Annotated in this window: 10 protein-coding genes (1 of these 10 running past the window's edge); 4 read left to right on the top strand and 6 right to left on the bottom strand. The window is 73.5% G+C overall.

All coding sequences use genetic code 11. The features are described from left to right. The 6 genes from ACZ3I4_RS06945 to ACZ3I4_RS06970 form a co-directional block, all read right to left on the bottom strand. A protein-coding gene (locus tag ACZ3I4_RS06945; protein ID WP_465380926.1) for an amino acid adenylation domain-containing protein crosses the window boundary here: on the bottom strand, positions 1-13,403 show its 5' portion. It extends 1,234 nt beyond the left edge of the window; 13,403 of the gene's 14,637 nt are visible here — the first part of the coding sequence; it begins with the start codon at positions 13,401-13,403; its stop codon lies off the left edge, out of view. A gap of 81 nt (positions 13,404-13,484) precedes the next feature. Then, positions 13,485-13,697 carry an MbtH family protein gene (locus tag ACZ3I4_RS06950; RefSeq protein ID WP_465380927.1) on the bottom strand — a complete coding sequence of 71 codons (213 nt, stop codon included), beginning with the start codon at positions 13,695-13,697 and terminating at the stop codon, positions 13,485-13,487. Then, the gene (locus ACZ3I4_RS06955; protein WP_465380928.1) at positions 13,694-15,172 is read right to left on the bottom strand and encodes a tryptophan 7-halogenase; all 1,479 of its coding nucleotides are present in this window, start codon (positions 15,170-15,172) and stop codon (positions 13,694-13,696) included. The genes ACZ3I4_RS06950 and ACZ3I4_RS06955 overlap by 4 nt, the downstream gene beginning before the upstream one ends. Then, complete coding sequence (locus ACZ3I4_RS06960; RefSeq protein WP_465380929.1) at positions 15,169-15,417, bottom strand: phosphopantetheine-binding protein; 249 nt, start codon at positions 15,415-15,417, stop codon at positions 15,169-15,171. The genes ACZ3I4_RS06955 and ACZ3I4_RS06960 overlap by 4 nt, the downstream gene beginning before the upstream one ends. Before the next feature lie 70 nt (positions 15,418-15,487). Continuing rightward, entirely contained in the window at positions 15,488-16,066 is a 579-nt protein-coding gene (locus ACZ3I4_RS06965; RefSeq protein ID WP_465380930.1) for a GNAT family N-acetyltransferase, read from the bottom strand. A gap of 17 nt (positions 16,067-16,083) precedes the next feature. Continuing rightward, a complete protein-coding gene (locus tag ACZ3I4_RS06970; protein ID WP_465380931.1) occupies positions 16,084-17,091 on the bottom strand; it encodes an iron-siderophore ABC transporter substrate-binding protein in 1,008 nt (335 codons plus the stop codon). Positions 17,092-17,276: 185 nt separating this feature from the next. Between ACZ3I4_RS06970 and ACZ3I4_RS06975 the strand changes: the two genes are divergently transcribed. Genes ACZ3I4_RS06975 through ACZ3I4_RS06990 form a run of 4 tightly spaced genes read left to right on the top strand, consistent with a single transcriptional unit; the run spans position 17,277 to position 20,611 of the window. Next, entirely contained in the window at positions 17,277-18,299 is a 1,023-nt protein-coding gene (locus tag ACZ3I4_RS06975) for a FecCD family ABC transporter permease (RefSeq protein WP_465380932.1), read from the top strand. After that, the gene (locus ACZ3I4_RS06980; protein WP_465380933.1) at positions 18,296-19,351 is read left to right on the top strand and encodes a FecCD family ABC transporter permease; all 1,056 of its coding nucleotides are present in this window, start codon (positions 18,296-18,298) and stop codon (positions 19,349-19,351) included. Before ACZ3I4_RS06975 ends, ACZ3I4_RS06980 begins: the two co-directional genes overlap by 4 nt. Next, a complete protein-coding gene (locus tag ACZ3I4_RS06985) occupies positions 19,348-20,193 on the top strand; it encodes an ABC transporter ATP-binding protein (protein ID WP_465380934.1) in 846 nt (281 codons plus the stop codon). Before ACZ3I4_RS06980 ends, ACZ3I4_RS06985 begins: the two co-directional genes overlap by 4 nt. A 49-nt stretch (positions 20,194-20,242) precedes the next feature. Beyond that, a complete protein-coding gene (locus ACZ3I4_RS06990; RefSeq protein ID WP_465380935.1) occupies positions 20,243-20,611 on the top strand; it encodes a VOC family protein in 369 nt (122 codons plus the stop codon).

Here is a 20,611-nt window from a genome sequence, read left to right on the forward strand (position 1 = left end):
AGCAGGGACTGGTTGAAGGTGTCGATCGGCGCGCCCAGAGACCGCAGCCAGGCCACGATCGGGGTGATCGGAACCGGTCCGATCGCGGCGCCCGCGGGCTCCGTCCGGGTGGGCGCGGTCCCGGCCACCTCGGCCAGGGCGGCCACGGTCTGGTGCTCGAAGACCTGGCGGGCCGACAGTTGCAGACCGGCCGCGCGGGCCCGGGACACCAGTTGCAGGGCCACGATGCTGTCGCCGCCGAGCGCGAAGAAACCCTCGTCGGCGCCGACCTCGTCCAGGCCGAGCACTTCGGCGACGAGGGTGGCCAGCAGTTCCTGCCCGGGGGTGGCGGGGCGTTCGGCCGTACGCTCGACGACCGGCTCGGGCAGCGCGGCCCGGTCCACCTTGCCGCTCGCGTTGCGGGGCAGCGCGTCCATCACCACGACGGCCGCGGGCACCAGGTAGGCGGGCAGTGTCCGGGCGGCCGCGGCCTTGAGGGCAGCGCCGTCGGCGTCACCCTCGACGTAGCCGATCAGGCGTCCCTCGCGGGCGATCACGGTCGCTTGGCGTACGCCGGGCTGCCCGGCCAGGACGGCGGCGATCTCCCCCGGCTCGATGCGGAAGCCACGGATCTTGATCTGGTCGTCGGCGCGGCCCAGGAACTCGATCTGCCCGTCGCGGACGCGGCGTACGAGGTCGCCGGTGCGGTACATGGTGGTGCCGGCCGGGCCGAACGGGTCGGCCAGGAAACGCTCGGCGGTCAGCGCCGGACGGCCCAGATAGCCGCGGGCCAGACCCGCACCGGCCAGGTACAGCTCGCCGGGAACACCGGGCGGCACCGGACGCAGACGGGCGTCGAGCACGTACGCGCTCTTGTTGCGGTCCGGCCGTCCGATCAGCACCGGCTTCCCGGCCGCGCACTCCCAGTAGGTCGAGTTGACGGTGGCCTCGGTCGGCCCGTACGCGTTGAGCATGCGGTGCGTGGCGGCCCAGCGCGCGACCAGCTCGGGCGGCAGCCGGTCGGCGCCGACCACGACGGTGACGCCCTCGGGAATCGACGGCACCGCCGACAGGGCCGCGGGCGGCAGCGCGAAGTGGGTGATGCGCCGCTCGCGCAGGAACTCCGCGAAACCGTCGCCGAGCCGCTGCTCCTCGGGCACGATCACCAGGGTCGCGCCGCGCAGCAGCGACACCGCCATCTCGGCCACCGTCACGTCGAAGCTGGGCGAGGCGAACTGCGCGATGCGGTCCCCCGGGCCCACCCGCCAGGTTTCGGCGAACGTGTCGGCCAGGTCGCCCAGACCGGAGTGCGGCACGACGACGCCCTTGGGCCGGCCGGTCGAGCCCGACGTGTAGATGACGTACGCCGCGTTGGCGGGGTGGATCCGGAGGCCGAGCGGCGACGGGTCGTCGTCGAGCTCCTCGGGACGCACGATCGGCACCCCGGCCGTGGGCTCGTGCGCGATGGCCAGGATCGGGGTGGCGTCCTCGGCCAGGGCGGCGATGCGCTCGGCCGGATAGGCCGGGTCCACCGGCAGATAGGCGGCCCCGGCCTTGGCCACGGCCAGCTCGGCCACGAACAGGCCGGCCGACCGGGGCAACAGCACCATGACGATGCGGTCCGGGCCGGCGCCCCGGGCTTGCAGGGTTCGGGCCAGCCGGTTCGTGAGGCGATCGAGTTCCGCGTACGTGAGAGTGCGTCCGCCGTCCTCGATCGCGTCGGCCTGCGGGGTGCGGGCGAGCTGGGCGGCGAACAGCTCCGGAAGCGTGCCCGGCTCGCGCGGCTCGCTGACGCCCTGCCAGCCGGTTTCGAGGTCCGCTTTCTCCGCCGCGGACAGGATGTCCAGCTCGGACACCCGGCGCTGCGGGGCGGCGACCGCGTCGGCCAGGACGCGGACCAGTCGCTCGGCCAGCGTGGCGGCGGTGTCGCGGTCGAAGAGGTCGGCCGCGTATTCGACGACGCCGCGCAGCCCGTCCACGCCGTCCTGTTCGGTGACGACCACGCCCAGGTCGAACTGGGCCACGCCGGTGTCGATCGGCAGCGGCTCGCTCGTCAGGCCGGGCAGCCCGGGGTGCTCGGACGGCACGTGCTGGAAGGCGACCATCACCTGGAACAGCGGGTTGCGGCCCAGCGACCGTTCCGGGTTGACGGCCTCGACGAGCCGGTCGAACGGCACGTCGGCGTGGCTGAACGCGGCCAGGTCGGTGGCGCGGAGGCGGCCGAGCAGGTCGGCGAACGTGGGGTCGCCGCTGACGTCGGCCCGCAGCACGAGCGTGTTGACGAAGAACCCGGCGAGCTGGTCCAGTCGCGCGTCGGGGCGACCGGCGACCGGGCTGCCGAGCGGGATGTCGTCGCCCGCGCCGAGCCGGCTCAGCAGCGCGGCCAGCGCGGCCTGCAGCACCATGAACGGCGTGGTGCCGGTGCGGCGGGCCAGCTCGCGCAGCCGTCGGTGGCTGGCCGGGCTCACCTCGAAACCGACGATGCCTCCGGCGTGACTGGCCGCCGGGGGCCGGGGCCGGTCGGTGGGCAGGGCCAGCTCGGCCGGGGCGCCTTCCAGAGCCGTTTTCCAGTACGCCAGCTGGCCGTCCTGCTTGGCGTCGAGCAGTTCGCGCTGCCACAGGGCGTAGTCCGCGTACTGGACGGGCAGGGGCTCCCAGCCGGGGGCCGAGCCGCGGCTGCGGGCCTCGTAGGCGGTGCCGAGGTCGGCCAGCAGGCGGCCCTCCGACCACTCGTCGGTGACGATGTGGTGCAGGAGCAGCAGCAGGACGTGCTCGTCGGTTCCGGTGCGGGCCAGGTGCGGGCGGATCAGCAGCTCGCTCTCGATCGCGAACGCGTGCCGGGACGCCGCGGTCAGGCCCTCCTCGGTGGCGTCGAGCTCGTGCCACTCGGGGCGTACGCGATCGAGGATCTTCTGGGCCGGCCGCCCGTCGACCGTCGGGAAGACAGTGCGCAGGCTCTCGTGGCGGTCGAGCACGTCGTTGAGGGCGGCGTGCAGGGCGGGCACGTCGAGGGGGCCGGTCAGGCGCAGCGCGAACGCCACGTTGTAGGTGGGGCCGGGGCCGTTGAGCTGGTGGTGCAGCCAGAGCCGGTGCTGGGCGGGCGAGACGGGAAGCGTGCCCGGACGTTCCCGCGCGGAAAGCGCGGGCTCGCCGGCCGGCCGCGCTTCGAGATGCGGCGCCAGCGCGGCCACCGTGGGCGCGTCGAACACCGTCCGGACGGCCAGGGGCGCCCCGAACACCGCGCGGACGCGGGCGGCGAGGGCGGTGACGGTCAGCGAGTGCCCGCCCAGCGCGAAGAAGTCGTCCGACCGCCCGACCTCCGGCAGCCCGAGTACCTCGGCGAACAGTCCGGCCAGAATCTCCTCGGCCGGGGTGCGGGGCGCGTCACCGCCGGTCAGCTCGCTGAAGTCGGGTGCGGGCAGCGCACGCCGGTCGGCCTTGCCCGCGACCGTGGTGGGGATGGCGTCGACCGCGATGACCACGGCCGGGACGAGGTGGCCGGGCAGGCGTTCGGCGGCCCACTCGCGCAGCCCGGCGGTTTCCCCGGCCACCACGTACGCGACCAGGCGCCCCTCGTGCGCGAGGACAACGGCCTGCCGTACGTCCGGGTGCTCGGCCAGCTTGGCCGCGACCTCGCCCGGCTCGACCCGGAAGCCCCGGATCTTCACCTGGTCGTCGGCGCGCCCCACGAACTCCAGGAGCCCTTCGGCCGTCCAGCGCACGACGTCGCCGGTGCGGTACATCCGCTCGCCCGCGGCGAACGGGTCGGCGACGAAGCGGGCCGACGTGAGCGCTGCCCGGTCCTTGTAGCCCCGGCCCAGCTGGGCGCCCGCCAGATAAAGCTCCCCCGGCACGCCCGCTCGCACCGGCCGCAGCCAGCCGTCGAGCACGTACGCCCGGGTGTGGCCGATCGGTCGGCCGACGAGCGGGGTGCCGCTGTCGCCGACCCACGCGATCAGGGTGTCGACCGTGCACTCGGTCGGCCCGTACAGGTTGAGGCCCTGGGTGCCGCTCGCCCGCAGCGCCGACCAGATCTGCGGGTCGGCCGCCTCGCCGCCCAGCGCGATCATCGCCGGTTCGCTGCGCAGCACACCCGCGGCGACCAGCGGTCCGGCCAGCGACGGGGTGACGTCGAGGAAGCCGATGCCGTGGTCGGCCACGTAGGCCGCGAACAGCTCGGGGTCGCGCCGGGTCTCGTCGTCGAGCAGGTGCAGCTCGTGCCCGGCGACCAGCCAGAGCAGCCCCTCCCACGACGTGTCGAACGACAGCGACGCCGAAAGGGCCGCCTTGACCCGCCGCCCGCCCGCTGTCGCCTCGATGATCGCCGCCCGGTGGTGCGCGAACAGGTTGGCCAGGCTGCGGTGCTCGATCACGACGCCCTTGGGCCGCCCGGTCGATCCCGACGTGTAGATCAGGTAAGCGCCGTTGTGCGCTGCAAGATCGCCGGGGTGCCACCGCCTCCCCCGCCCACCCAAGGGCAGGGTGGGGACGCTACCCCCGGCCGGGACGCCGTCCGGGGTTATCCACAGGGCATCCGATGCGATCTCGCTGACAATCTCCGCCGCGACCACAACCGCCGGCGCCGCATCCGAGAGCAGATAATCGACCCGCTCCCGCGGATAGTCCACGTCGACCGGCAGATAGACGCCACCGGAACGCAGCGCGGCCAGCCACGCCACCACCGAATCCACACCCCGCGGCAGCAACACGGCCACCACCCGCTCCGGCCCCGCACCCCCAGCGGCCAGGGCCGAAGCCAGACGGTCCACCCGACCAGCCAGCTCCGCGTACGTGAGAGAAACCGCCCCGAACCGCAGCGCGACCGCGGACGGCATCCGCGCCACCGTGGCGTCGAGCTCGTCCAGCAGCGTCCCGCCGAGGCGCGGACCGTCCGCCGACGCATACGGCTGCGCGCCACCCACCGGCAGGGCCGCGAGCCGACCCGAGGGCGCCTCCACGAACGCGTCCAGCAGCTCCCGGAAACGGCCCAGCAGCCCGGCCGCGGCCGTGGTGTCGTACAGGTCGGGCCGGTGCTCGAGCCGCAGGCGCAGTTCGGCGTGCGGCACGACAACCAGGCTGAGCGGATAGTGCGTGGCGTCGACCGGGATCCCGCCGCCGATCTGCAGCCCGTCCACGGCCGGCATCGTCGTGCCGGCCGGGTAGCTCTCGAACACGGTCAGCGTGTCGAACAGCTCCCCGAGCCCGGCCATCCGCTGGATCTCGGCCAGCCCGACGTGCTGGTGGTCGATCAGGGCCGCCTGCGACGCCTGCAACCCCTGGAGCAGGGTCACCCAGGTGTCGTACGGCTTCGGGCGTACGCGGACCGGCACGGTGTTGATGAACAGGCCGACCATGTCCTCGACGCCGGGCAGCCCCGCCGGGCGGCCGCTCACCGTGGCGCCGAAGACGAGGTCGTCCCGGCCGGTCAGCTCGGTCAGCAGCATCGCCCAGGCGCCCTGCACGACGGTGTTGAGGGTGACCCCGTGCCGGCGGGCAGTCCCGGTGAGCCGGTCGGTCTCGCCCGCCGGCAGCACGATCTCGGCCACCGACGGCAGCACGGCCGTGGCCGGCGCGTCCGGGGCCACGAGCGTCGGCTCCTCCAGACCGGCCAGGGCCGTCCGCCAGGCCTCTTCGGCGGCGGCCGGCGACTGCGCGGCGAGCCAGGCCAGGTGGTCGCGGTAGGGCCGGGGCGCGGGACCGGGTTCGCCGGCGTAGAAGCCGAACAGGTCCCGCATGGCCAGCGGCCCGGACCAGCCGTCCATCAGCAGGTGGTGCTGGGTGAGCACGAGCCGGTGGTCGGTGTCGCTCAGGTGCACGAGCACGAAGCGCAGCAGCGGCGGGGCGGCCAGGTCGAACCGGCGCCGCCGTTCGGCCTCGATCAGCGCCGCCGGGTCGGGCGCCCAGACCTCGTCGAACGGAATCTCCACCGTGGGCGGGACGACCTGTACGGCCCGGCCGGTCGAGGTGCGGGCGAAGCCGCCGCGCAGGTTCGGGTAGCGGTCGAGCAGCGCCGCCGCCGCGTGCCGGAGCCGGGCGGCGTCGACCGGGCCGGTCAGCGTGAACACCTGCTGGACGGTGTAGACATCGGCGTCGTCGTCCAGCCCGGCCAGATAGAACAGGCCCTCCTGCAGCGGCGACAACGGCAGCACGTCGGCCACGCCGGGGCCCAGTGCGGCGAGTTCGGCCTCGTCCAGACCGGCCAGGGGTACGTCGGCCGGGGTGAGCGCTCCGGCGCCGGGTTCGAGGGCGGCGGCCCGCAGGGCGATCAGCGCGGCCAGCCAGTCGTCGGCCAGGCGCCGTACGATCCCGGCGTCGATCGCGGCCGCCGGATAGCCGAACGTGGCCCGCAGCACCGGCCCGTCCGCGGTCTCGACCGCCGACACGTCCACGGCGACCCGGTGCCTCAGCGGCATCTCGGGCGTGGCGACCGCGTGCGCCACCGGCAGTTCGGGGGCGATCCCCCACGCGTCCGCGGAGTCTGTGCCGCCGAACCGCCCGAGATAGTTGAACAGCACTTCGGGCGCGGCGACGGGCAGCGTCCCCTTCAGGTAGCGCAGAACGCCGTAGCCGAGGCCGCCGTCCGGTATCGCCCGCAGTCGCTGTTTGACACCGCGCAGCACGGCGGCCGCGCCCCCGGAGGCGGTCGGCAGCCGTACGGGATATTCGCTGGTGAACCAGCCCACGGTCCGCACCAGGTCGGCCCCCGGCACGAGTTGCTCTTCCCGGCCGTGTCCTTCGAGGCCGATCAGCGGCTCGGCCCCCGCGCGACGGCCCAGCGCGAGCGCCAGGGCGGCGACGAGCACGTCCTGCACGCCGGCCCGGAAGGTTTCGGGAACGCTGGTCAGCAGCGGCCCGGTGATCGACGCGTCCACGGTGACGGTGACCCGCGCGAGGGTGGCCGCGGTGTCCCGGGCCGGGTCGAGTTCGGGCCCGCCGAGCCCAGTGACCGGCCCGTCGAGCACCCGGGCCCACGGCGCGGCGTCGACCTCGGCCGCGTGCAGCCCGGTCGCCCACGCCCGGAACGGTGTGCCCTCGCGCTGCGGCTGCTCACCGCGGCCGGCCGCGGCCAGGTCCTCGGCCAGGATCCGCCACGAGACCCCGTCGACGACGAGGTGGTGCGCGACGATCAGCAGGCGTCCGCTCGCCGGGCCCCGGTCGAACCAGACGGCTTCGACCATCCGCCCGGCGGCCGGGTCGAGCCGGTCGGCCGCGGTCTCCCGTTCGACGGCGACGATCGGGCCCAGATCCGCGTCGCGCGCGTCCACCACGTGCACCGGGAGCTCGCCGCCCGCGCCGGTGGGCACGTCCAGCGTCCATCGCCCGTCGGCCGGGACCAGGCGGGCCCGCAACAGATCGTGCGGTGCGAGCGCGGCCGCCAGCACCCGGCTGACCTCGGCCCGGCCGGTCCCGGCGGGCGTACGCACCAGAAGTGCCTGCGAGTAGCGGTTCACCGGCGCGCCGAGTTCGCGCAGCCAGGCGATGATCGGTGTCTCGGGAACGACCCCGGCCGCGTCCCCGGTCCCGCTCGCCGGCTCGCTCAGCGGTTCGGCCACCCGGGCCAGCTCGGCCACGCTCTGGTGCTCGAACACCTGCCGCGGCGTGATCCGCAGTCCGGCCGCGCGGGCCCGCGAGACCAGCTGGATGGAGAGGATGCTGTCGCCGCCGAGCGCGAAGAACCCGTCGTGGCGTCCCACGGCGGCCGGGGCGGCGCCGACCAGGCCCGCGACGATTCCGGCCAGGGTGTGCTCGACCGGGGTGGCCGGGCGGTCCGTCGTCTCGGCGTCCGTCGCGGGCGGTTCGGGCAGGGCCTCGCGGTCCACTTTGCCGCTGGAGGTCAGCGGCAGCTCGTCGAGCGTCACGAAGGTGGCCGGCACGAGCGGTCCGGGCAGGATCGCGGCCGCGTGCGCGCGTAGTTCCTCGGGGCCGACCGGCTCGCGGGTGACGAGATAGGCGACCAGGCGGTGCGCCGAGGCGACCACGACGGCCTGGGCGACTGCGGGGTAGGCAGTGAGGACGGCCTCGATCTCGGCCGGCTCGACGCGGAAGCCGCGGATCTGGACTTGGTCGTCGGTGCGCCCCAGGAATTCGAGGTCGCCGGAGGCGCTGCGGCGGACCAGGTCGCCGGTGCGGTAGAGGCGGGCGCCGGGCGGGCCGTACGGGTCGGCCACGAACCGTTCGGCGGTCAGCGCGGGACGGCCGAGGTAGCCGCGGGCCAGGCCGTCGCCACCCAGATAGAGCTCGCCGGGGACGCCGGGCGGAACCGGGCGCAGGCGGCGGTCGAGGACGTGGGCGGTGCGGTTGAGCTCGGGGCGGCCGATCAGCACGGGGCCGTCGGTGGCGACCCAGCTGGTGGCGGTCACGGTGGTCTCGGTGGGGCCGTAGGCGTTGATCAGCCGCCGGTCGCGCCGCCAGCGGGCCACCTCGCCGGCCGGGGTCGCCTCACCGCCCACAATGACCGTGACCCCGGCCGGGATCGCGGTCTCGGGCAGGGCCGCCAGCAGGGCCGGCGGCAGGTCGACATGGGTGAGCCGCCGGGATGCGACGAACTCGCCGAGCGCCGGGCCCAGCCGGGCGTCCTCGGGCACGATGACGAGGGTTCCGCCGGAGAGGATCGTCGTGGCCAGCTCGCTCAGCGCGACGTCGACCGCGGGCGACACGAACTGGGCCGCGCGGGTGCCCGGACCGGCCCGGAAGACCGTCCGTACGCTCTCGGCGAAACCGGCCAGCCCGGCGTGCGGCACGACGACGCCCTTGGGCCGCCCGGTCGAGCCGGAGGTGTAGATGACGTACGCCGCCTGGGCGGGGTCGACCGGCACCGCGGGATCGGTGTCGTTCCCGGTCCGATCGGTGACCGGTACGGCGTCCGGCACCTCGGGCCGGTCGGTGACGACCAGAACGGGCCGGGCGTCGGCCAGCTGGTGGGCGATCCGCGCGGCCGGGTGGTGCACGTCGAGCGGCAGGTAGGCGGCGCCGGTCTTGGCCACGGCCAGCAGGGCGGCGATCTGGTCGGCCGAGCGGGGCAGCAGCACGCCGGCCACACGTTCGGGGGCCGCCCCGCGCGCGATCAGCCGGTGGGCCAGGCGGTTGGCCCGCGCGTCCAGTTCGGCGTACGTCAGAGACAGCGATCCGTCCTCGATCGCGACCGCCGACGGGGACGCGGCGACCTGCTCGGCGAACAGCTCGGCGAGGCTCCGGGGCGCCACCGGACGGCGTACGCCGTGGGAAGCGGAATGCTCGCCCGCGGTGAGCAGGTCGACCGAGCCGATGGGCCGCCCGGGCTCGGCCGTGACCACTTCCAGCAGGCGCACGAACCGCCCGGCGAGCGCGGACGCGGCCTCGGGAGAGAACAGGTCGGCCCGGTATTCGAGGCTTCCCTCCAGACGGCCGTCGCGTTCGGCCACGTCGAAGGTCAGGTCGAACTTGGCCGTCCCGGTAGGAACGAGCCGCGGCGTCACCGTGAGACCGGGGAACCCGGCGACCGGCGGCAGCTCGGCCTGGTAGGACACCATCACGTTGAACAGCGGGTGGTGGGCCAGCGACCGCTGCGGGTTCAGCTCCTCGACCAGGCGCTCGAAGGGCAGGTCCTGGTGGGCCAGGGCGGCCAGGTCGGTCTCGCGCACCCGGTCCAGCAGCTCGGCGAAGGCCGGATCACCCGAGACGTCCGTACGCAGGACGACGGTGTTGACGAAGAAGCCGACCAGGCGGTCCAGGGCGTCCTCGCCGCGGCCGGCGACCGGCGTGCCGAGCGGGATGTCGTCGCCCGCGCCGAGCCGGCTCAGCAGGACGGCCACGGCGGCCTGCACAGCCATGAACGGCGTGACGCCGTGCTTGCGAGCCACGTCGCGCAGGGCCGGGGTGACCGGGAACGTCACGGTGCCGCCGGCCGGCGAGGCTACGGCCGGGCGGGGGCGGTCGGTGGGCAACGGCAGGAAGGCGGGCGCACCGGCCAGTTCCGAGCGCCAGAAGGCGAGGTCGTCGGCGACCGGCAAAGCGTTGTGCCAGGCGGCGTAGTCGCGGTAGCGGACGGGAAGCGGCGCCCACTGCGGGGCCGAGCCGCCGAGCCGGGCCGCGTACGCGGTGGCCAGGTCGTCCAGCATCGGGGTCAGCGACCACTCGTCGCCCGCGATGTGGTGCACGACGAGCAGCAGGGTGCGGCCGGTGAGGTAGGCGCGCAGGGGCCGGTCGGTGGCCAGGTCGAACGGCCGGGTCAGCGGGTCGGTGTCCTCGAAGGAGACGGACGGCGGCAGCACGAGCGGGTACGGCGTTCCGTCCCGCGACGGGTAGACCGTGCGCAGCGGTTCGTGCCGTTCGACCAGGTCGTTGAGCGCCGCCCGCAGCGCCGCCACGTCGACCGGCCCGTCCAGCTCGAGCGACAGCGGCAAGTTGTACGTCGCGTCCGGACCGTTGAGGCGGGACAGGAACCACAGCCGCCGCTGCGCGTGGGACAGTTCGGCGGTCGCGGCGGCCACCAGCGGCGGGCGCGACGCGGCGGTTCCGGCGGAGACGCGCGCGGCCAGGGTGGCGACGGTCGGGGCGTCGAACACGTCGCGCAGGGCCAGATCGACCCCGAGGAGCGTACGGACGCGGGCGGCGACCCGGGCGGCCAGCAGCGAATGCCCGCCCAGCGCGAAGAAGTCGTCGTGGCGCCCGGCCGACGGCATCCCGAGGACGTCGGCGAAGACCCCGGCCAGCAGCTCCTCGGTGGGCGTGCGCGCGGCTTCGGCGGCCGCCGCGGTCAGGTCCGGCTCGGGCAGGGCGTTGCGGTCGAGTTTGCCGTTGGGGGTGGCCGGCAGCTCGTCCAGGACGACGAAGGCCGACGGCACCATGTAGTCGGGCAGTGTCGCGGCGAGCTTGTCGCGCAGGCCCTCGGCGGATCCTCCGGTCACGTAGGCGACCAGGCGCCGATCGCCGGGCCGGTCCTCGCGGATGATGACGGCGGATCGGCGTACGAAGGCCGAGAGCGCCGCCTCGATCTCGCCCAGCTCGATCCGGAAGCCGCGCAGCTTGACCTGGTGGTCGACCCGGCCGAGCACGTCGAAGTGGCCGGACGGGAGGCGCCGGGCCAGGTCGCCGGTGCGATACATGCGCTCGCCGGGGTGGAACGGGTCGGCGACGAACCGCGACGCCGTCAGTCCGGGCCGGTTCAGGTAGCCCTGGGCGACGCCGAGGCCGGCCAGATAGAGCTCGCCCGGGAAGCCGTCCGGCACCGGCCGCAGCGCCGCGTCGAGCACGTACGCGCGGGTGTTCCAGATCGGCCGTCCGACGGTGACCTCGTCGGACTCCAGCACGGTGGCGGTGGACCAGATCGTGGTCTCGGTCGGCCCGTACAGGTTGGTCACCGAGACGGCGTGCCGGCGCAGCGCGGCGGCCAGGTCACCGGGCAGCGCCTCGCCGCCGGCCAGCACCCGCACCCCGGACAGGGCCGCGAAATCGTCGGCCAGGGCCTGCCACAGCGTCGGCGTGGCCTGCACGACGGTGGCGCCGGTGTCGCGGATCAGCCCGGCCAGGGCGGCCGGATCCCGCACGGCGTCCTTGGCCGCGAGCACCACGGTGGCGCCGGTCAGCAGGGGCAGATAGAGCTCGAGCCCGGAGATGTCGAAGCTGACCGTGGTCACCGCGAGCAGCCGGTCGTCGGCGGTCAGCGGCACCTGCTCGCGCATCGAGAGCAGGAAGTTGACGAGGTTCTCGCGGGTGACGACGACGCCCTTGGGCTTGCCGGTCGAGCCGGAGGTGTAGAGCACGTAGGCGGGCGCGTGCGGGGCGGGCGGCGGTAGCGGCGCGACCGGCGCGTCGGTGAGCACGACCTCGCGGACGATCAGGGCCGGCGCGCTGTCCTCGACCATCCACTGCAGACGCTCGGCCGGGAAGTCCGGGTCGAGCGGCAGATAGGTGGCGCCGGTCCGCTGCACGGCGAGCAGGGCGACCAGCAGGTCGGCGTGGCGGGGCAGGCCGACGGCGACGATCCGGCCCGGCCGCGCGCCCCGGGCGGCGAGCACTCCGGCGAAGTTTTCGACCCGGGCGGCGAGCTCGGCATAGGTCAGGCTCGGCCCGCCGGGGACGGTGAGAGCAACCGCTTGCGGCGTACGCCGGGACTGCTCGAGCCACAGGTCGGTGAACTCCCGGGGCGGCAGGGGGCGGGTCGTGTCGTCTTCGGGCGGGGCGGCGGCGAGGGCCAGCCGCCCGGTCGCGGTGGCCACGTCGGTGCCGGCGACCGTGCCGAGGAGGGCGGCGAGCCGTTCGGTGTGCCCGGCGAGCGCGTCCGGGTCGTACCGGGAAGGATTGCCGTCGAGGACGAGTTCGAGCACGTCCCCGCCGCGGTCGTCGAGCGTGACGGACAGGTCGTCCACCGGTCCGGCGGCGAGGTAGCGCGGGGTGCCCGGCACTCCCCCGAAGTCGAGCGTGGCCCCGAACGGCTTGATGTTCACCCACGCGCCGGTCAGGCGCCGGTCCCCGCCGATGAGTCCGAGGTCGCGCCGGATGTCCTCGCCGCGGTAGCGCTGGTGCGGCCGGATCGCCTTGATCTCGGCGGCCACGCGGCGGATCAGCTCGCCGAGCGTGTCCGCGGGCGTGACCGCGACGCGCAGCGGCAGCACGTTGACCGCCGTGACCGGCACGCGGGCGGCCACCGAGCCGAGCCGTCCCATCATGGGCAGGCCGAGCACGACCTCGCCGGCGCCGGTGAGCCGGCTCAGATAGAGGGCCGTGGCGGCCAGCACCGCTTCGACCCGGGTGGCGTCCGCGGCCCGGCCGGTCGCCGCGAGACCGCGCCCGGTGGAGGCGGGCAGGGTCAGGCGGTGACGCAGGAAGGTGGAACTGGGTCGGGTGGGTCCGCTCGACAGGTCGGCCACCTCGGCGCCGGCCATCCGCTCGCGCCAGAACGCGCGGTCCTGCTCGTACCGGGCCGACGCCCGGTAGGCCGCGTCCTCGGCCACCACTTCGGCCAGTTTCCCGTACGGGCCGGGCTTGGCCGAACCGGAGTAGACGGCGGCCACCCGCTGCGCGACGAGGGCGGACGTGTACGCGTCCATCACGATGTGGTGGCAGCGCTGATACCAGGTCCAGCGGCCCGGCCCGCGCCGGATCAGGGCCTCGGCGAACACCGGCCCGGCGCCGAGGTCGATCGGGGTGGCCAGGTCGTCCCGCATCCACCGCTCGGCGGCCTCGTCGCCGAGGTCGAGCACGTCGAGCTCCCAGTGCGGTTCGGCGATCTCCTGGCGCGGTGTGCCGTCCTCGCCGGTGGTGTAGCGGGTCCGCAGGGCTTCCGCCTCGCCGATGACCTGGCGCAGGGCCCGCTCGAAACGCGCCGGGTCGATCTCGCCGTCGAGGTCGACGCACGCGGCGGTGGTGTAGGCCGGTCCCGGGTCGAGGTGCTGGGCGAACCAGACACCGGACTGGGCCGCGGTGAGGTCGAGACGGTCGGGCACGTGTTGCTCCTGGGGCATGGCGGGACGCGCCGCGCCGGGTCTCGGCGCGGCGGTCCACGGATGTTTCTCGTGAGGGCCGGGTCAGCCGTTCATCTGGTCGATCAGGCTCTGGGGCCGCAGGTCGGTCCAGTTCTTCTCGACGTATTCGAGGCAGGCGGCCCGGCTGTCCTCGCCGAACGCGACGGTCCAGCCGGCGGGCACGTCGGCGAAGACCGGCCACAGCGAGTGCTGGTTCTCGTCGTTGACCAGCACGAGGTAGCGGCCGTCCTCGTCCTCGAACGGGTTGGTCGTCACTTCGAGCCCTCCACCCACGACAGGCCGTCCGCGGCCGGCACGAGGCCGTCGGACAGCAGCGGTGTTTCGACTGCGTCGGCGCCCCGGACGCCGCGGACCTGGATGTTGTTCATCTCGGTCATGACCTCGCGGACCACCGGCGTGCCGAACAGGTGGTGCATCCGCTCGCCCGATTCGGTCTGCATGCTGCCGGTGCGCTCGACGGCACTGGCGAGCGCACCGGACGACTGCTGGAAGCTCTGGGTGAGAGCCTGTTCGCCCGAGTGCACGCCGCCGACGAGGGTCACGAACGCCTCCATGTCGGTGGCGTTGAGGTTGGTGACCTTGCGGGCCTTCCAGAAGTACGAGTCCTCGTTGCTCTGCATGTCGTAGAACGCCGAGAGGAACTCGTAGAAGACGCGGTACTCGCGGCGGTAGCGGCCCTCGAACTCGGCGAAGACCCGCTCCTCGCTCAGCTCGCCGGCCAGGACGCTGTTGATGGACCGGGCCGCGAGCAGACCGGCGTACGTGGAAAGGTGCACCCCGGTCGAGAAGACCGGGTCGATGAAGCAGGCCGCGTCGCCGACCAGCACCATGCCGGGCCGGTGGAACGTGCTGTTGGTGTACGAGTAGTCCTTGCGGGTGCGCAGTTGCCCGTACGTGCCCTCGGTGACGCGCGTGGCGTCGGCGAGGAAGTCCTTGACGATGGCGCAGCGGTCGACGAACCCGAGCAGCGCCTGTTCCTGGTCGCCCTGCAGCTTGGCCGCGTGCTCCCGGCTGATCACGGCGCCGACGCTGGTGAGGGTCTCGGACAGCGGGATGTACCACATCCAGCCCTCGTCGAACGCCGCGCACAGGATGTTGCCGCTGTCGGGGGCGGGCAGGCGCTTGCCGCCCTCGAAGTAGCCGAACAGGGCAATGTTCTTGAAGAAGTCGGAGTAGATGCGCTCGCCGCGGACGTGCTGGTGGACGCGGCTGCGGTTGCCCGAGGCGTCGACCACGAAGGTGGCCCGGATCTCGCGCTCGGCGCCGTCCGGATCGGTGTAGCGGACGCCGCGGACCCGCTCGTCGTCGTCGATGACCGCGGTGACCGGGCTGTTCTCGCGGACGTCGACGCCGTTGCGGGCCGCGTTGCGCAGCAGGATCTCGTCGAACTTCATCCGCTCGACCTGATAGGCGTACGAGGTGGGGCCGCTCAGCTCGGGGGCCACCGCGAACAGGAAGTTCCACGGCATGGGGTTGGTGCCCCAGCGGAAGCTGCCGCCGCGCTTGACCATGAACTTGGCGTTCTCGAGTTCCTCGGTGACGCCGAGCAGCCGGCCGATGCCGTGCACTGTGGACGGCAGCAGCGACTCGCCGATCTGGTAGCGCGGGAAGGTCTCCTTCTCCAGCAGCACCACCCGGTGGCCGCGCTTGGCCAGCAGCGTCGAGACGGTCGAGCCGCCCGGGCCGCCGCCGATCACCACGACGTCGGCGTTCTCCACCTGCGGGCTCACCTGGACTCCTCCGCGCCGGGCCCGGCGAGCAGGGTCCACCAGGCCTTGACGGTGGGCTCCTGGGCGAGTTCGAGATAACCGGCCTCGTAGCCGGCCTCACGCCAGCGGGTCGCGAGGCTCATGAGGCGGATCGAGTCGAGGCCGCGGTCGATGAGGTTGTCATCGTCGGCGAAGCTGCCGGGCTCCTCGGCGAGAACCTCGGCGACGTCGCCGCGGAGGCGGTCGAGGCTCAAGGGTGCGGTCATCTTCTGGGGTTCCTATCGCTTGGGTTAGGTAAGGCTTACCTCATGATTTCGTACGAGTAAAGCTGTTTTATTACGCGTCGGGCGATAAATCGCAAACGTGCAGCGCAGCCCGCTTGTGACCAAGATCCCTGATGCCCATCAATTGAAATCCGGCGCCCAGAAACATTCGGCGGGCCATCCGGTGACGCTCGTCGGGATCGGCGAGCAACCGGCGGCAGCGGGGATCGGCGGCCGCGAGACCGCCGGCCAGGGCGCGCACCATCGCCCGGCCGAGACCCTTGCCCGTACGCTCCCGGTCCCCGATCGCCAGGTGAAGTCCCAGGTCGTACGGGTCGGCGTCGTACTGCAGGCCGACGACGTCGCGCGGCGTGCGATAGATCTCGACGTACGCGAACGGCTCATCCTCGTACGCGACCAAAAAGGGACGGGAATAGTCGCCGGTCAATTGCTCCGCGATCGCTCGGGACCATTGTTCCGGCGGCCACGCCTGTTCCCAGAAAAGGTCGACATGCGGTTCGTTCATCCATCGGCTGACCAGGACCGGATCGGGGCCGTCGGCGCCGAGCAGCCGGAGACTCCACGGTGGCGAAAGCAGGGGCATCGGCGGAGGGCCCGCCGCGACGACCGCCGCGGCGAGACCTGCCGTCACTTCCCGGGTGGACACCCTTAGGCCTTGGCGGCTTCCGAGATCGCCGGGACGACGTTCTCGATGATGTACTGCACCGACAGCGGAGTCGGCGTGCGCAGCGAGGAGAACTGGGCGTCGGACAGCGCCTTGTAGGAGCCGCGCTTGACCGAACCGAGGTTCTTGAAGAGCGTGTTGCCCTCCAGGGCCGGCTGCAGGGTCTTGTCGGCGTAGTAGACGAGCGTGGTGTCGGCGTCGAGCACGCTCACCTTCTCGAGGCTGAGCTGCACGGCGAAGTCCTCACCCTTGAGCGCGGCCACGCCCGGGGCGAGCTTCATGCCGAAGTCGTTGAGCATCTTCACGCCGGCGTCCTTGTCGGAGCGCAGCACGCCGATCGAGCCCGCCTCCCACATCTGGCTGAGCGTGAACTGCTTGCCGGCCAGCTCCGGGTGATCGGTCTTGACCTTGGCCACCTTGCCCTCGACGTCGGCGATCACCTCGTCGGCCTTGGCGGTCTGCCCGACGGCCTGAGCCACCTGCTTGAGCGTGGTCTGCCAGGGGTCCTCGAAGGCGCCGGTGGTCTCGTACGCGGTGGTCGGCGCGAGCTTGCTGAGCTTGGCGTACTCGTCGTCGATGTAGTAGTCGCCGCCGGCCAGGATCAGGTCGGGGGCCAGGGCCGCGATCTTCTCCACATCGAACCCGGTGTCGCCGGCCGTCAGCACCTCGGGCTTGCCGGTGAGCAGCGGCTTGGCCCATGCCGTGATGCCACCCTCGCCCGACGACTCGGCCACGCCGACCGGCTGGATACCGAGCACCAGCAACGCGTCGAGGTCGGCGTCCGAGAGCGCGACGATGCGCTGCGGGGCCGCCTTGACCTCGGCCCGGCCCAGCTTGTGGGTCAGCGTGACCGGATATGCGGCCGCGGCCGGGGCTCCGGAGCCGCCGGGCGCCGCCGCCTCGCCGGTGTCGTCACCGCCGCACCCGCTGAGCAGGGCCAGACCCATGACGAGGGCCGCTCCGGCCGCGGAGGCTCGGATCGAAAAGGACATGTCGGACCTCACGTTCGGAGTTAGGTGAGGCTAAGCTAAGCGACGATCGTGAGGCAGGGCAAGGCGGGGTCCGAGTTTTGGTAAGGCTAACCTTCCATCGACCGATGACACGAGTCCCTCCGACGTGCGATTTTGGACCGGCGCGGGTCATCGCCGGGTTCTCAGAAAAATCTCAAAGGTGGTTCATGACGACGACACAGCGGGCGGCCCGGACGGATCGGCGGCCGCTGGTCCTGTTCGGTCTGTCCGTCGCGGTGCTGCTGGCCGTCGTGCTGTCGCTGGCGATCGGCGCCCAGTGGCTGCGCCCCGGCGACGTGTGGCAGGCCGTGACCGACCCCGAGCCGGCCGCCCAGGCCACCGCGATCGTCCGCGAGCTGCGCCTGCCCCGTACGGTGCTCGGGCTGCTGGTGGGTCTGGCCCTGGGCGCGGCGGGCGCGCTGATGCAGGGACACACGCGCAACCCGCTCGCCGACCCGGGGCTGCTCGGCATCTCGGCCGGCGCGTCGTTCGCCGTCGTCCTCGGCATCCAGCTCGGCGCGGGCGGGCTGACCGGCTACATCTGGTTCGCCTTCGCCGGTGCGCTGGCCGCCAGCGTCGCGGTGTTCGGCATCGCGTCCGGCCGCCGCGGCGGGCCCACCCCGGTCACGCTGGCCCTGGCCGGCATGGCGATCAGCGCCCTGCTCGCCTCGTTCACCCAGTCGATCCTGCTGGCCGACGACGCCAGCCTCAACGTGTTCCGCTTCTGGGTCGTCGGCTCCCTGTCCGGCCGCGACGCCGGCGTGGCCGCCCAGGTCGCGCCGTTCATCGCCGCCGGCCTGCTGCTGGCCCTGGCCAACGCGCCCGCCCTGAATGCGCTCGGCCTGGGCGAGGACGTGGCCCGCGCGCTCGGGCAACGGGTCTTCCTGGCCCGCGCGACCGGGGTGGCGGCGATCGTCCTGCTGGCCGGGGCGGCCACCGCGGCGTGCGGGCCGATCGGCTTCCTGGGCCTGATCGTGCCGCACGTGGCGCGGTCACTGGTCGGGCCCGACCACCGCTGGCTGGTCCCGTGCTCGGCCCTGGCCGGGGCGGCGCTCATGCTCGTGGCCGACGTGCTGGGCCGCATCGTGGTCAGCCCCGGCGAGCTCCAGACCGGCATCGTGCTGGCCGTCGTGGGCGCGCCGTTCTTCATCCATCTGGTCCGCAGCCGCCGGGGAGTCGTGAAACTGTGACCCAGGTCGTCGCCCCGCCCGGCCGCCGCGCCGTCCACATCGGCCGGCTCTCGGGCACGGTAGCCCTGCGCCCGGTGCTGATCGGCGTGGCCGGGTCGCTTCTGACCGCGACCGTGGCCGTCTACAGCATCGGCCACGGCAGCTTCACGATCGCGCCCGCCGACGTGGTGGGCACGCTGCTCGGCGGGGGCACGCCGGCCCAGAAGCTGATCGTGCTCGACCTGCGCCTCCCCCGCATCCTGACCGCCCTGCTCGTCGGGGCGGCCCTGGCGGTGTCGGGCGCGCTCACCCAGACCTTCGCCCGCAACCCGCTGGCCAGCCCCGACGTGCTTGGCGTGACCCACGGCGCGTCGCTCGGCGCGGTGGCCGTCATGGTGCTCGGCGGGGGCGCCGCGATCGGTCTGGTCCCGGTGGCCGCTCTGACCGGCGCCCTGCTGACCGCGGCGCTCGTCTACGTGCTGGCCTGGCGGCGTGGCATCGACGGGTTCCGGCTGGTGCTCGTGGGCATCGGCGTCGGCGAGGTCGTGACCGCGGGCGTGTCCTGGTTCCTCGTCCGGGCCGAGATCGTCGACGCGGCGCGGGCCACGATCTGGCTCAACGGCTCGGTCGCGGGAGCCGAATGGGACCAGGTGCGGCCGCTCTCACTGGCCCTGGCCCTGCTGCTGCCGCTGGCCGCGGCGACCGCGTTCACGATGCAGGCCATGCAGTTCGACGACGACGTCGCCCAATCCCTGGGCGTACGCCTGCAGGCCGCCCGCCTCGCCGTCGTGCTCACCGCCGTGGCCCTGGCCGCCGCGGCCGTGTCCGCCGCCGGCCCGATCGAGTTCGTGGCGTTCGTCGTCCCCCAGATCGCGCTGCGCCTGTGCGGCGGCTCGCGGCCCCCGCTGGTCGTCTCGGCCGTCCTGGGCGCGCTGCTGGTCTCCGCGGCCGACCTGGCCGCCCGCTTGGCCCTCCCCGGACGCGAACTTCCGGTCGGCCTGGTGACCGCCATGGTCGGCGCCCCCTACTTGCTCTGGCTCCTGATCCGTACGAACCGGAGGGTCTCCGCATGACCGATCCGTCTCCTGCCGCCCTGGAGGCGCCCCCGCGCACCGGCTCCCGTCTGCGCGCCCGCGGGCTGCGGCTGGCCTACGGCGACGACGTGGTGGTCGACGGCCTCGACCTCGACCTGCCCGACGGCGCGGTGACCGCGGTCGTCGGCCCCAACGGCTGCGGCAAGTCGACCCTGCTGCGCGCGCTGGGCCGACTGCTCAAGCCGCGCGCGGGCGAGGTACTGCTCGACGGCCACCGGATCGACCGGATCCCGACCCGCGAGGTGGCCCGCATCATCGGCATGCTCCCGCAGAGCCCGGTCGCCCCCGACGGACTGACCGTGGCCGACCTGGTCATGCGGGGCCGCCACCCGCACCAGAACTGGTTCCGCCAATGGTCCCCGGCCGACCAGCAGATCGTCACCGAGGCCCTGGAGTGGACCGACATGCGCGACCTGGCCGGGCGGCCGGTCGACGCCCTCTCCGGCGGTCAGCGCCAGCGGGCCTGGATCTCGATGGCCGTGGCCCAGGGCACCGAGATCATGCTGCTCGACGAGCCCACCACCTACCTCGACCTGAGCCACCAGATCGACGTCCTGGACCTGGTCGCCCGCCTGCACCGCGAACGCGGCCGGACCATCGTGATGGTGCTGCACGACCTCAACCTGGCCGCCCGCTACGCCGACCACGTGGTGGCCATGCGCGACGGCCGGATCGTCGCCCAGGGCTCGCCGTCCGAGGTGTTCACCGTGGAGTTGCTGGCCGAGGTGTTCGGGCTGGCCGCCCTCGTCGTGCCCGACCCGGCCACCGGCACCCCGCTGGTCGTGCCGCTGCCGCGCTCGGGATCCCGCGATCCGGCCTGATCGCTTCAGCCGGCCAAACATGTCGTACCCCTCCGGCAGACTCCCCCGCATGGCTGAGCAGACGACACACCACCACCACACGATCGACTACATCGAGATCACGGTCGGCGATCTGCCGGCGGCCAAGCGCTTCTACGCCGAGGCGTTCGGCTGGCAGTTCAACGACTACGGCCCCGACTACGCGGGCATCCGCCACCCCGACGGCGCCGGCGAGACCGGCGGTCTGCGCCCCGGCGAGCCGGTGGGCGTGGGCGGCCCGTTGGTCCTGCTGTTCTCCGCCGACCTCGACGCCTCGGCCGAGGCCGTGAGCGCCGCCGGCGGCCGGGTCATCGAGGGCCCCTACGAGTTCCCCGGCGGCCGCCGCTTCCACTTCACCGACCCGAGCGGCAACGAGCTGGGCGTCTGGTCCGAAAAGTAG

Source organism: Actinoplanes sp. NPDC021490, from assembly GCF_055562135.1.

Excerpts from the sequence above, each read along its gene's own strand:
- ACZ3I4_RS06960 (WP_465380929.1), bottom strand. The coding sequence starts at position 15,417 with ATGACCGCACCCTTGAGCCTCGACCGCCTCCGCGGCGACGTCGCCGAG.
- ACZ3I4_RS06970 (WP_465380931.1), bottom strand. The coding sequence starts at position 17,091 with ATGTCCTTTTCGATCCGAGCCTCCGCGGCCGGAGCGGCCCTCGTCATG.
- ACZ3I4_RS06975 (WP_465380932.1), top strand. The coding sequence starts at position 17,277 with ATGACGACGACACAGCGGGCGGCCCGGACGGATCGGCGGCCGCTGGTC.
- ACZ3I4_RS06985 (WP_465380934.1), top strand. The coding sequence starts at position 19,348 with ATGACCGATCCGTCTCCTGCCGCCCTGGAGGCGCCCCCGCGCACCGGC.
- ACZ3I4_RS06990 (WP_465380935.1), top strand. The coding sequence starts at position 20,243 with ATGGCTGAGCAGACGACACACCACCACCACACGATCGACTACATCGAG.